The organism is Gemmatimonadota bacterium (assembly GCA_009841265.1).
GTDB lineage: Bacteria > JAAXHH01 > JAAXHH01 > JAAXHH01 > JAAXHH01 > JAAXHH01.
In genome coordinates, this window is sequence record VXMB01000007.1 from 156,078 (window position 1) to 168,975 (window position 12,898).

Genomic DNA, 12,898 nt, shown 5'->3' on the forward strand with positions numbered 1-12,898 from the left:
CTTTAGGCGTCCTTCTTGTTCCGGTGCTTCGGTATGATCATCTTCATCTCGGACATGGGGATCATGGGCAGGAACCGGATGAACAGGCACATCATGAACAGGAAGAAACCGATGGTCCCGATGTACAGGCTCCAGTCCCAGATCGTGCCCGCGTAGTAGTCCCACGACGAAGGCATGTAGTCGTTGGCCAGGCTGGTCACGACGATGACGAACCGTTCCAGCCACATGCCGACGCCGACGATCAGGGAGACGATGAACAGCACGAGGGGGCTTCGGCGGGCGCGCTTCCACCAGAGAATCTGGATGCTGACGGCGTTGCAGAAGATCAGCGCCCAGTAAACCGGCGCGTACTGGCCGGTCATGCGGTTCCACATCATGAACCCTTCGTACGGGCTCGCGCTGTACCACGATATGAAGGCCTCCATGGCATATCCGTATACGACGATGAAGCCCGTCGCCAGGGTCACCTTGCCCATGTTCTCCAGGTGGCGCGTCGTGATCAGTCCCTGCAGGCCGAACCAGTGCCGCACGGGGATGGTCAGCGTCAGCACCATGGCGAATCCAGCGTAGATGGCGCCGGCCACGAAGTAGGGCGGGAACACTGTGGTGTGCCAGCCAGGGATCAGCGAGACGGCGAAGTCGAGCGAAACGATGGAGTGCACGGACAGGACCAGGGGCGTGGACAGGCCGGCCAGGATCAGGTAGGCCTTCTCGTAACGGGCCCAGTGGGAGGACGCGCCGCGCCAGCCCATGGCAAATATGCCGTAGATCCGCGCGACTACAGGATGCTTCGCCCGGTCCCGCAGGGTGCCGAGATCCGGGATCATCCCCATGTACCAGAAGATCAGGGAAACGGTGAAGTAGGTGGATACGGCGAAGACGTCCCAGACCAGCGGCGAGCGCCACTGCGGCCAAAGCGACATGGTGTTGGGCAGCGGAAGCAGCCAGTAGGCCAGCCAGGGACGGCCCACGTGGAGCAGCGGGAACATGCCGGCGCACATCACGGCGAAGATCGTCATGGCTTCCGCGAACCGGTTGATCGAGTTGCGCCAGTCCTGCCGCATGAGGTGCAGGATGGCGGAGATGAGCGTCCCGGCGTGTCCGATCCCGATCCACCAGACGAAGTTGATGATGGCGAATCCCCAGCCGACCGGCACGTTCAGCCCCCAGATGCCGGTTCCGATCAGCACCAGCCAGGTGATGGAGATGCCCAGCATGCCGACGATGGGCAGCAGGACCGCCACGGCCAGGTACCAGCCCCAGGGCGAACCCGATCTAAGGACGATATTGGATATCTTCTGGGTGACGGTGGTGTTGTCGTACTCGGGAGCTACGAAACCGTCGCCCGTGTACTTATCGACCTTTTCTATGTCGACTGCCTGTTCCTGTTGCGACAAGGAGCTATTCCTCTCACGCCTCCAGGACCGGGTTCGGATTGCGTATCCGACCCAGGTACGTCGTGCGCGGCTTGGTGAGCAGGTCCGTCAGCATCCCGTAGTTCAACGGGCTGGCTTTCAATCTGGAAACCTTGCTATCCTCGTCCTTCGTGTTCCCGAAGGTGATCGCCTGGGACGGACAGGCCTGCTGGCAGGCCGTCAGGATCTCGCCGTCGGCGATGTCGCGGTCTTCCTTCTTCGCCTCGATCCGGGCGACGTTGATGCGCTGGACGCAATAGGTGCACTTCTCCATGACCCCGCGGCTGCGTACCGTCACGTCCGGGTTCCGTCCCAGCTGCAGGCTCGGCGTTTCGAAGTCGGCGTACAGGTAGAAATTGAACCGCCGGACCTTGTAGGGACAGTTGTTGGAACAGTAGCGCGTGCCGACACAGCGGTTGTAGACCATGTCGTTCAGGCCTTCCTTGCTGTGCACCGTCGCGCCGACGGGGCAGACCAGTTCGCAGGGCGCGTTTTCGCACTGCATGCACGGCACGGGCTGATGGAAAGTCTCCGGCGCGTCGAGGTCTCCCCGGTAATAGCGGTCGATCCGGATCCAGTGCATCTCGCGGGCATTGGCCACTTCTTCCTTGCCCACGACGGAGATGTTGTTCTCCGACTGGCAGGCGATGGTGCACGTATTGCAGCCGTTGCACTTGTTCAGGTCGATGACCATGCCCCAGGCGTTGGGCCCGTCGTAGGCGTGATCGTCGGGATAGAGATTGCGTTCCGGATCGGGCTCCTCCCACATCTCCTGGATCACGTGGGGATCGTCTTTGAAGGTCTCGATGTCGCTGGCGCGGATCAGGTTGCGGTCGCGGGACATGCTGCCCATGCCTTCGAGTTCCATGGCGTGGTGGTCCTGCGTGCTGTAGATGTCGAAGGTATCTCCGGTCGGCGCAACCTGCAGTCCTCCGCCGAAATCAGGGCGGGTGGAGGGTCGGATCGAATAGGCGTCGAACCCCGCGTTCGTGCCCAACTGACCCGCGCGGCGGCGGCCGTAGCCCAGGTGCACCGTGACCGTCTCGTCCGGGTGTCCGGGCAGGATCCACACGGGGGCGTTCACCGCGCGGTCCCGATAGATCAGTTCGACCACGTCGGTGTTTTCGACCCCCAGCCGATTCGCCATGGCGGGACCCATCAGCGCGGCGTTATCCCAGGTCAGCTTGGTCAGCGGCTTGGGCAGTTCCTGCAGCCAGCCGTTGTTGGCGTAGTATCCGTCCCATACGGTCGGGTCCGCCCGAAAAATGAGCTCCGTACCGGCTTCGGGTTCCGATGCCTCGCCCACGGCCGCGGCGATGTCGCCGACGGATACAGCTTTAGTCGCCAGGGCGGATCCGGCGATGAACCCGTCGTGCACGGAGGTCTGCCAGAAGACCTCGAAGTCCTGCGACCCGTGATAACCCTGGGCCTGCCAGTGCTCGCGGACGGTATCGTAGCTCTTCTTCATGGCGTTGCCTGTCAGCGCCGCCACGATTTCGTGGGCGCTCCTGCCGCGGTACAGCGGGGCGATGAGCGGTTGGACGACGGTCAACGTGCCATCGTAGGACCGCGCGTCGCTCCAGGCTTCCAGGTCATGGGCCATCGGGAGGTGCCAGTGGCAAAGTTCCGCCGTCTCGTCGTGATACAGGCCGGCGTGCACGCGCATGGCCACGTTGTCCATGGCCGCCGTGAACGCGAGGTCCGCCGGCGTGCTGTAGACGGGGTTGGCCCCGATCATGACCAGCAGGTCGACCTCGCCGTTCCGCATGTCGTCGACCAGTGCGGCGATCGATTCGGTCTGGTTGACGGGAGACGCTTCGATGGACTCGGAATGGGAAACGGTATTGCCCGTGTTGCCCAGCGCGCCGTTCATCGCGTGGACGAGGGCATGCACGGCGGGCGGTTGGTGATCGCCCGTGACCACGAGACAGGCGCCGGCGTGCGCGCGGAGATCGTCCACCACGGCGGATACCCAGCGCTGTGTGTCCTCGTCGCCTTCCGCGCCGGCGGATACGGATACGCCGAGCCCCGCGGCAATCGACCGGGCGAGCCCTTCGATCTCTCCCGCGCGGCGGTTGAGCAGATGGTCGGCCTGCGCGCCGGTCAGCGAAGGTGTACTCTCGATGACGTACAGCCGGTTCATGTTGTCCGGATCGTTCCCGTCCCGGCGGGAGGCGAAGTCCCGCGCATAGCGCACGGCACCGGGGCCGGTGGTCAGGAAGTCTCCGTCGAGGGACAGGATCACGTCCGCCTTTTCGACGTCGAAGCGGGTGGAGACGATTTCGCCGAAGGCCAGTCGCGAACCTTCCCTGGCGTTGTCCAGGGTAACCGGATCGTACTGGTGCCAACGGGCGCCGGGGTACTTGGCCAGCAGGGCTTCCAGTTGCCCGTGCAGGCTCGGCGAGGTGACGGTGCCTGTAAGTACGCGTATGCCGCCGCCCTGTTTCTCCACCTGGTTGGACAGGGCTTCGTTCAGTTCGTTCAGGTAGGCGTCGTAAGTGGTGATGCGGCCCCGCCTGATCACCGACTGGGACCGGTCCGGGTCGTACATCGTCAGGACGGAAGCCTGGGCGAATACGTCTGTCGATCCCAGGCTGGCGGGATGTTCCGGGTTGCCTTCCACCTTGGTGGGCCGGCCCATGTGGCTTTCCACCAGGATGCCGTTCGCCACCCCGTCGTGGACGTAGGCCGAGGCGTAGTACAGAGGCTTGCCCGGGACGATCTCTTCCGGGGGCAGCACGTAGGGGATGATCTTCTCGGAAGGCTGGCGGGTACATGCGGAGGCGGTGGCGCCGGCCAGGGCGATCGAGGCGCCCATCAGCTTCAGGAACTTCCGCCGGCTGACCGGATTCGCCTTGACCTCTTCCACGTGTTGCGGGAATTCCTTCTCCATGAACGACTGGAACTCGTCCGTTTCGGCCAGCTGATCCAGGCTGCGCCAGTATTCAGGCGCGCCGTTCTTTCCTGAGTTCATCGCTCCTGCTTCCGTGATGTGCCGTTCCGATGTCTGGTTCATGGTACGATACCGTGGCTGTCGTCGCTATCGATGGCCGATGGACTATCGATGACAGATGGAACAGTCTTCCAGCTGATCCTTGTTGACCCGGTAGCCCCGGATCAGTTGCGCGCCGAGGGCGCTCTGGTCCATGGGCGCCGAGTAGTCGGGCTGCGATTCGAACTTGTACACGTCCGCCCGTTCCCGGATGAATTCCTCGGGGCCGCGGTGGCACTCGAGGCACCACATCATCTGCAGCGATTCCTCCTGCCACATCAGGGCCATCTCGTTGACGGCGCCGTGGCAGGACTCGCAGCCGATGCCCTTGTTTATATGAATACTATGATTGAAATACACGTAGTCCGGCAGGTCGTGCACCCGGGTCCATTCGAGAGACACCCCGGTCGCGTAACTGTCTCGCACCGGCTCGAGCATCGGCGCGTCCGTCCACACCTGGGAGTGGCAGCTCATGCAGGTCTTGGTCGGCGGCAGGCCGGCGAAGGCGCTCGTTTCCACCGACGCGTGGCAGTACCGGCAGTCGATGCCGAGCTGATTGACGTGGTGCCTGTGGCTGAAAGGAACGGGCTGGGGTCTAACCTGGTGCTGCCGGGTAACGTAAGAGGTCGAGCCGAGGTAGAATATGACGCCGAATGTGGTTGCCAGGAGAAGCGCCCCGCCGACGATGCTCGCCTTGAGCCACGTATTCGCGGCGGGGGAAAAAATCTGTGGCATATGAACTCGTTCTATCTTTCTCGGATGCGTTTTTCACCAAATGACCGGATTCTCAACAACAGTCATGCACGATATACCGAGTCGCCATCAAAGTCAATATAAATCGGCAGTTCAATTCGTTTTTTTGACCGTCGGCCCGAGGACCTGAAATCCAGTCATATCGTCATCTTCATGGTGACCCGCAATCGGTCGTGCTTAGGCGGTGCGCGGCACGTAATCCGTCCGTCTGCCATCTCCTGATCCGAGCCCAGCTGCCTTCCCCGGACCCGGTCACTGTCCGGTTGACACGGAGGACGATCCCGGGTAGATTGATATCAGGAACTCGGGATGGTAAACCAGACAGGTTTGGCCGGTAGCGGTACGTTATCAAGGAGTGGCCCATGAACGAGCAGCAACCGTCGGAGAAGAGCATGCAGCGCATGCAAAAGTACTGTGACAAGTACTGGGAAAAGACGGGTACCTCGCCTCATCCGAACGCGGAAGTGACCGATTCGGTGGTCAAGGGTCTCGCCGCCCACGTGGACGAACTGGGCCGGCCCCTTTGCCCGTGCAATTTCTATCCCGACAAGAAGGCCGAACTGGAACGCAGCCGCGAGTGGGTCTGCGCCTGCGATGAGATGAAGATCTGGAAGTACTGCCACTGCCTGCTGTTCGTGACCCCCGAGGGCCTTCCGATCACCGAATACCTTCCCGAAGACCACGAAGGCCGGCAGATGTACGGCCTGGTCAAGGATCCGACGCCGGACAAGGGCAGGGAGGCGCGGCACCGCGCGCCGGCGTGAGTCTAGGTAAAGCTCGCCACCCTCGACAAAGCTCACCACTCTAGGTAAGACCCGCCACGTGGTTTGTTGCCCACGAGGCCTGTGCTACAACTTCACGACGTTCTGCGGACGGCCCTCCAGAAAGGCGATGACGTTGTTCACCGCCCCCTCGTTGAGCAGTTCGACGCCCTCCGGGGTCATGTCCGCGCAGTGAGGGGTCAGGACGACCTGTTCCATCTCGAGCGGCGGATGGTCCGCGGGTAACGGCTCTTCCTCGAAGACGTCCAGGGCCGCCCCGCCCAGGTTCCCCGACCTTAGCACTCCCACCAGCGCATCGGTATCCACCAGGCCGCCCCGGCCGCAGTTGATCAGCAGCGCGCCCGGTTTCATGCCCACCAGCGAATCCCGGTTGATCATATGCCGGCTGTCGTCCGTCAGCATGACGTGCAGCGACACCACGTCCGACTTCTCCAATAGTTCGTCGAGTTCCACGTAGGTCACCCCGATCTGCCGGGCCCTTTCATCAGACGGGTTGTAGGTCCAGGCGATCACCTCCATGCCCACGCTTCCCGCCAGTCTCGCCATCTCCGATCCGATGGGGCCGGTCCCGATCACGCCGAGGGTCTTCCCCTTGAGATAGTAGGCGTCCAGCCGGGGCCACTGACCGGCTTTCATGGCGCCCGTGAAGTACGCCGCCCTTTTCGCGAGGGCGAACATCAGCCCGAAGGCGTGCTCTGCGACGACCGGCGCTGTCCGACCGGGCTGGTTGGAAATGACGATGCCGCACTCCCGCGCCGCTTCCAGATCGAAACTGTCGACGCCGATCGAACAGGTCGCGATCATGCGGAGATCGGGCAGCGCGCGCAGGACGTCTCCAGGCCACTTCACGAGCCCGCGGGAGTTGATCATTACCCCGGCGCTCCTGGCCCGTTCGATTTTCTCTTCCGCCGTTTCCGGCCGATCGGTGTAAAGGACGACCTCTCCATAGGCTTCGAGCCGTTCCAGGTGGGGCGAGCCCTGCATCTGGGGCGGGTCGTCCCCGGGTATGACGATACGTAATCGGTCAGACATAGTTCCCTCAATAAATCGTGGATGGTTACCGTACGACGTCAGCGCGCGGCCTTTAGGTGCCAGGCTGACTGCGGTGTTGGAATGTACCGGGTGGAGATCAATCCGGAAAGCATGGAAATAACGCTAAGATCAGACAGGCTACAAGCATTAAGACTCCCATTTAATAAAACATATTGATATTTTATAATTTGTAGTTTTATGTTCTCGTGCGGGATATTCATGCGAGTTACCGGATGCGTTCCCGGGTCCGGATGCGTTTTCGGGTCGACTCCGTTCACTGTTGAATCGATACCTGGTGTTCCTGGTCACTAAATTTCGGTATCGCGTTGAAGTTGCCTGGGAGTACTGCCTTTTGTCGGAGTATGACCGGACGGACGCCGGATTCTACGATCGCTTTTCGACAGGAATCGACGGCGACGTGGCGTTCTACGTGGAAGAGGCACGGAAAGCCGGCGGTCCCGTGCTGGAGATCGGCTGCGGCACCGGCCGGATCATGATCCCTATCGCCGAGTCCGGCGTATCCGTCGTCGGTCTCGACCAGGCACCGGCGATGCTGGATATCGCGCGGGCTAAAGTCGCCCGTCTGCCTGATAAAACGAGGCAACGCGTACGACTCGTCGATCATGACATGCGGGCCTTCGACCTGGATCGGCGCTTTAACCTGGTCGTTATACCCTATCGCACCTTCAATTACATGTTGACCGAAGAAGATCAGCGAACCGCGCTGAAGCGTATCAACGATCATCTGACCGACTATGGCCGGCTTGTATTCGACGTGATGGCCACCAGTCCGGATGTGATCGCCGCCAGCCTGGAAACGCCGGGCGGTTCGCTGGATCATATCTGGACGTTTACGCATCCGGATTCCGGTAACCGGGTCATGGCGTGGGATACGAGGCAATTCGATCCGGTTGAACAGAGCGTGACAGTCTACCAGTATTTCCACGAACTGGACCATGGAGGCAAAGAGGTTTCCAATACGGTCATTCCGATTTTTTACCGCTACCTGTATCGGTATGAGATGCAGCACCTCCTCGAACTCTGCGGTTTCGAAGTCGAAGCGCTATATGGGGACTTCCGTCGCAGTCCGTTACATCGCGGAACGGAACAGGTGTGGATGGCCAGGAAAACTGGAAATGCCTGACGGTCTTCAGTGTCAGGGCAGACTTCAGTCCGCAGGATCGTATTGTCCTGCATCCCTACATATGTATAATAGTCGAGGATCAGGCTACGTGTCTTGAAAGTAATCGGAATCGGATCGCGGATTGCTGTCCGGTATCAGGCTGTTTTTGAACGAGGAGTGCATGGTATGTCGGAATACGACAGGACGGACGCCGGAATATACGACAGCTTTTCGACGGGACTCGAAGGCGACGAGGCATTCTACGTGGAGGAAGCCGCCAGGGCGGAAGGCCCCGTGCTGGAGATCGGTTGCGGTACGGGCCGGATCACGATCCCGATCGCCGAGTCGGGCGTGTCCATTGTGGGGCTGGACCGGGCTCCCGCGATGCTGGAGGTGGCGCGCCGTAAGATGGACGCGCTGCCGGACGAAACGAAACAACGCATGCAAATCGTCGAAGGAGATATGAGGACGTTCAGCCTGGAGCGGCGTTTTCCGCTGGCCATCATTCCGTACCGCGCGTTCCTTCACATGATGAGCGGCGAGGACCAGCGCCGGGCCTTGACCCGGATCCGCGCGCATCTGACGGACCGGGGCCGGCTGGTGTTTAACGTGTTCGACCCCAGCATCGAGTTGATCGCGGCCTACATGAAACCGCCCAGGGGCACCCTCAATCACCTGGGATCGTTCACCCATCCCGAGACGGGACGCCGCGTCCTTGTTTCGGATACGCGACGGTACGATCCGTTGGAGCAGACGCTGGAGGAACACCGGTTCTTCGAAGAAGTGGACGAGAAGGGCCGGGTGATTTCGAAGACCACCACCCCATTGTATCTACGCTATGTCCATCGGTTCGAGATGCAGTATCTTCTCGAACTTTGCGGCTACGAAATCGAAGCGCTCTACGGGGACTTCCAGCGTGGTCCATTCAAGCATGGCAATGAACAGGTCTGGGTGGCCCGAAGGATCTGAAAGGACTAAAGATCATGTGCCGGCATCCCATGCACGAGGCGAATCGCCGGGGCTGGGACGCCGCTGCCGCCCAGTGGCAGGCGGGAATTGACGCCAAAGTGGACTGGCGCGGGATTCCGGGCGATATCCGCATCGCCCTGGACGACGTCGAGCTGAAATACCTCGGCGACGTGTCCGGCCGGTTCATCTGCGTGCTTGGCAGCGGGGACAACCTGGTAGCCTTCGCCCTGGCCGACGCCGGAGCCCGGGTCACCTCCGTGGATATCTCGCAGGCCCAACTGGACATCGCTGCAGGAAGAGCGGAAGAACTCGGTCTATCGATCGCCTTTCACCGGGCGGACGTGACCGAGCTGGGAGGCCTTGGCGGTCCGGGCGGCCCAGGCGGTCCAGGCGATGCGAGCGGCTCGAGCGATACAAGCGGCCCAGACAGTCCAGGCGACCCGGACGAGCCGACCGAGCCGGGCGACCCGGACGACCATCCTGGCGGTGGTTTCGACATTGTCTACACAGGAGGCCACGTCGCCGTGTGGGTGTCCGACCTGAAGCGCTACTACGGAGAAGCCATTCGGATACTTAAACCAGGCGGACTGTTCATGGTCAACGAGTACCATCCCTTCCGCCGGATCTGGAAACATTCGGCCGGTCCGCTGAAGCAGGAATACCACTACTTCGACCACGGTCCTCTTGCCTACGACCGGTCCGAGGATCTTTCAGGTGATCCGGGACCGCTCCCGAGTTACGAATTCCACTGGACGGTATCGGACATGGTTCGCGCCATGCTGGATGGCGGATGCGAACTCACGGCCATGGAGGAATACGGGGACGGGCGTCAGGACTGGGAGGGCGAAGCGCCGCTGGAGAATCTGCCGGCGAACCTTCTCCTGGTGGGGCGGAAGAAACCGCTAGGCAGGGAATTTGCACGGCTCACCAGGACCTGAGCACCTTCTTCAACAGCTTGCCCCACACCCGGTCATAGGGATGGACAACGTGTACGCGTTCGTCACCTCGATAGACGGGTCGTCCCTCGTTGGCCCAGGCGAAGATTGATCCTTCCAGGTTGTAGACCTTTTCGTATCCCCTCTTCTGCAGGAAGCCGGCCATCTCCGACGACCGGTAGCCCACGGAACAGTAGAGCACGACGGGCCGATCCGGAGGAACGCCTTCAAGCACCTCAAGTGCCTCCTTCTCAGAAGCGGCAGGTACGGCTTCTTTCAAGTGGCTGACCTCGTATTCCTCCTTCTCCCGCACGTCCAGAAGCAGCGGACGCCCCATCTGCGCCTGCCCTGGCTCCTCCAGCCAGGTCTGCAGGCTGTCGGTGGAAAGCTGCGAGACCCCTGGGAACTTCGCACGGATCATCTTCAGTGTGGTCGACCAGAACACGGTATTATCCTCGGTTTCTACCTGCACGGCGACGGCGGGTACGGAGAGGGCCGCAGTGGGAATGAACGCCGTGTAGACTACGCAGACTGCGCAGACCAGGCAGGCCGTCACTCGTACGATGCTGAAGACAGCCGCATTCGACCCTGATTGCCCGACACGACGCAATTTAACGCTCCTCTTTCACGGCACGCAGGAACGCTTCGATTTCCACGTTGGATCCGAGTCTGACAAAAGCGATGTGCCGCCATTCTGGATCCTCCATGCAGGCCCGCATGCGCCGGCGCTTCCTGCCTTGCTGGGTAACGATCCACCAGATCAGCGAGTCCTCCCGGTTCCACACCTTCAGCTGGGGCCAGAACCGCTCGTAATTGGTGCCCCAGAGCAACTCTTTCGACCGCCAGCGTTTCCACGATCGGACCAGCACGCGCCAGAGCAACCGGTGCACGGGCAGGTCCAGCCAGACGACCGTCTCCACGCGCGGCCAGAACACCCGCTGGGAGAAAGCCATGTAGGAACCGGAGGCGACCCATCCTTTACCGGCCGTCGCGTCGGCGAGACGCCGGTCCAGTTCCCCGGGATCCGTATCCGCCAGGCCGACCCATCCGGCCTGCCAGTTGAGCGCGTCCAGTTCGACCAGGGGGACGTCAAGCGCGGCCGCCAGCTGGTTCGCCAGGGTGGATTTCCCGGAGCAACTGTTCCCGGTGACGTGAATCCTGCGGCCAACGGGTTTGCCTCGGTAGGTTGCGACGGCGTTTACGTCCATGGACGAACCGAAGAATGCGGATAGAAAAACGCCACTTGTTGCGGAAAGACCCCCCGCGTCATGCCGGCCTCCGGCGTCATGCCGGCCTCCGGCGTCATGCCGGCCTCCGGCGTCATGCCGGCTTTTGCCATGCCGCCGAAAGCCAGAACGGCAGGGCCGCACGGGGATTCACCTTCCAGTCCACCAGCCGCTTGTCTTTACCGGGACGATAAGACGCCCCCTCCCAGGTATTCGAATCCTCCGCGGGGCGTTCCAGGATACGACGAAGAACCAGGCCGGCATCGGCACCCGGGTTCAGCAGGTCGGCCATTGTCCAGTTGAATTCGAACGTGTCTTCTTTTTCGTCCCGAATAGGCCCTGTTTGCCAGTAAGGTTTGTCGACTTCGATGGACAGGGTCCGATCCGTCCAGGGACGCTGGAAAGGATGCACATCGTAGAAGACGTAGAAGCCTCCCGGTTTCAGTATGCGAAAGACCTCCCCGTAAACCGCGCGGAGATCCGCGATCCAGACGAAGAACCCGTTGGTCGAGCAGACCAGGTCGAACGAACTGTCCACGATCGCGTGGAGATCCGTCGCGTCCGCCCGCACGAAGTCGATCGACAGACCCAACTGATCCGCCCGCGCTGATGCGGTTTCCAACTGGCGCTCGGAAATATCGATGGAAGTGACGTGGGCCTTCATGCCCGCGAGGGCGAAGACGGCATGATTGTCCCCGCTGCCGACGACGGCGACGTCCTTCCCCTCCACGCTGCCGGCAAGGGATCCGATCAACGCGTACGCGCCACCGGCGAATCCAAGTTCGGGTTCCTCCGGACAGCGGCGCCACAGACCGTCCCGGTCCCGCATCTCGGCCCAGGATCCGGCGTTGTTGTCCCAGGATCGGCGGTTGGCATCGTGCATCTCCGCGGTCCGACGAGGTGCTGTTTCGGTCATGGCGGCCTGTTCTTGACGTCGTATATCCCGGTGTCGACACCCGGGCAAAGCGGGAACCGTCGTCGATCGGTTATCTGTCGATCTGGTATCCTTAATATAGGTAAGAATACATCGAAGTCGCAAGCGTGCCGCATACGGTGCTTGTCCAGGCGGGTCACCAGTGAAAACCGGGGTTCCCACCGGCCCGCGGGTACGAAAATAGCCTTGACAGCCGCCGCGCGATCGTGCCTTGTTAACAGGTACATAACGTTTGAGTAATCATCCGGAGCCCGTGCCACAGGGAGGCGCGGCACGGACCATACAACAACTTCCGTGGGAGGAAGTGACATGGCGAAGTACATGTACCGTACCAAGTACACGCAAGCGGGCCTGCAGGGACTGCTCAGGGAGGGTGGCACAGGCCGGCGCGCGGCCCTTTCGCATACGATCGAAGGGATGGGCGGCAGCCTGGAAGGATTCTATTACGCCATGGGAGACGACGATCTCATACTGATCGCCGAAATCCCCGATGAAGCGACCGCTACCGCGATTGCCCTCAACGTGGCCGCGGCGGGCGCGCTCGAGGTATCCACGACGGTACTGATCTCACCCGAGACGATCGACGAAGCGGTAGGCAAGAGCGTGACCTACCGGTTGCCCGGAGCTTAAGCAAGCCGGCCAAACCCGGTCGATGCATAGGCAAGCCGACCAGGCCGGTCAGCCTTGGCCAGGCCCGATCATCCGTACCCAGGCCCGATCCGTCGTGACCCTTTCCC

12 protein-coding genes are annotated in these 12,898 nt (G+C 61.6%); 5 read left to right on the plus strand and 7 right to left on the minus strand.

What is annotated here, in order from left to right:
- Window positions 1-2 precede the first annotated feature (2 nt).
- The 3 genes from F4X08_02395 to F4X08_02405 are packed head-to-tail and all read right to left on the minus strand — an operon-like array spanning window position 3 to window position 5,142.
- Entirely contained in the window at window positions 3-1,397 is a 1,395-nt protein-coding gene (locus F4X08_02395; GenBank protein MYD24645.1) for a hydrogenase, read from the minus strand.
- A gap of 13 nt (window positions 1,398-1,410) precedes the next feature.
- Window positions 1,411-4,431, minus strand: a complete 3,021-nt coding sequence (locus F4X08_02400; protein MYD24646.1) for a 4Fe-4S dicluster domain-containing protein — start codon at window positions 4,429-4,431, stop codon at window positions 1,411-1,413.
- A 42-nt stretch (window positions 4,432-4,473) separates the two neighbouring features.
- A complete protein-coding gene (locus F4X08_02405; protein ID MYD24647.1) occupies window positions 4,474-5,142 on the minus strand; it encodes a cytochrome c3 family protein in 669 nt (222 codons plus the stop codon).
- A gap of 380 nt (window positions 5,143-5,522) precedes the next feature.
- Here F4X08_02405 and F4X08_02410 point away from each other — a divergent pair, with 380 nt between their 5' ends.
- Entirely contained in the window at window positions 5,523-5,924 is a 402-nt protein-coding gene (locus F4X08_02410) for a ferredoxin:thioredoxin reductase (protein ID MYD24648.1), read from the plus strand.
- Between the two features lie 84 nt (window positions 5,925-6,008).
- Here the strand turns inward: F4X08_02410 and F4X08_02415 are convergent, their stop codons facing one another.
- Complete coding sequence (locus tag F4X08_02415; protein MYD24649.1) at window positions 6,009-6,974, minus strand: hypothetical protein; 966 nt, start codon at window positions 6,972-6,974, stop codon at window positions 6,009-6,011.
- A 277-nt stretch (window positions 6,975-7,251) separates the two neighbouring features.
- On the opposite strand from F4X08_02415, the gene F4X08_02420 reads away from it, so the two are divergent.
- The 3 genes from F4X08_02420 to F4X08_02430 all read left to right on the plus strand — a co-directional run bounded on the left by F4X08_02420 (window position 7,252) and on the right by F4X08_02430 (window position 10,004).
- The gene (locus tag F4X08_02420) at window positions 7,252-8,118 is read left to right on the plus strand and encodes a class I SAM-dependent methyltransferase (GenBank protein MYD24650.1); all 867 of its coding nucleotides are present in this window, start codon (window positions 7,252-7,254) and stop codon (window positions 8,116-8,118) included.
- A gap of 165 nt (window positions 8,119-8,283) precedes the next feature.
- On the plus strand, window positions 8,284-9,066 hold the full coding sequence (locus F4X08_02425; GenBank protein ID MYD24651.1) for a class I SAM-dependent methyltransferase: 783 nt from the start codon (window positions 8,284-8,286) through the stop codon (window positions 9,064-9,066).
- Between the two features lie 14 nt (window positions 9,067-9,080).
- Entirely contained in the window at window positions 9,081-10,004 is a 924-nt protein-coding gene (locus tag F4X08_02430; protein MYD24652.1) for a class I SAM-dependent methyltransferase, read from the plus strand.
- On the opposite strand, the gene F4X08_02435 is transcribed toward F4X08_02430, so the two are convergent.
- The 3 genes from F4X08_02435 to F4X08_02445 all read right to left on the minus strand — a co-directional run bounded on the left by F4X08_02435 (window position 9,991) and on the right by F4X08_02445 (window position 12,143).
- Window positions 9,991-10,422: a rhodanese-like domain-containing protein gene (locus F4X08_02435; GenBank protein MYD24653.1), complete on the minus strand. Its 432-nt coding sequence runs from the start codon at window positions 10,420-10,422 to the stop codon at window positions 9,991-9,993. The genes F4X08_02430 and F4X08_02435 overlap by 14 nt on opposite strands.
- A 190-nt stretch (window positions 10,423-10,612) precedes the next feature.
- Entirely contained in the window at window positions 10,613-11,209 is a 597-nt protein-coding gene (locus F4X08_02440) for an adenylate kinase (protein MYD24654.1), read from the minus strand.
- Window positions 11,210-11,321: 112 nt separating this feature from the next.
- Window positions 11,322-12,143 carry a class I SAM-dependent methyltransferase gene (locus F4X08_02445; protein ID MYD24655.1) on the minus strand — a complete coding sequence of 274 codons (822 nt, stop codon included), beginning with the start codon at window positions 12,141-12,143 and terminating at the stop codon, window positions 11,322-11,324.
- A gap of 327 nt (window positions 12,144-12,470) precedes the next feature.
- Here F4X08_02445 and F4X08_02450 point away from each other — a divergent pair, with 327 nt between their 5' ends.
- Window positions 12,471-12,791 carry a GYD domain-containing protein gene (locus tag F4X08_02450; GenBank protein ID MYD24656.1) on the plus strand — a complete coding sequence of 107 codons (321 nt, stop codon included), beginning with the start codon at window positions 12,471-12,473 and terminating at the stop codon, window positions 12,789-12,791.
- Window positions 12,792-12,898: the final 107 nt, after the last annotated feature.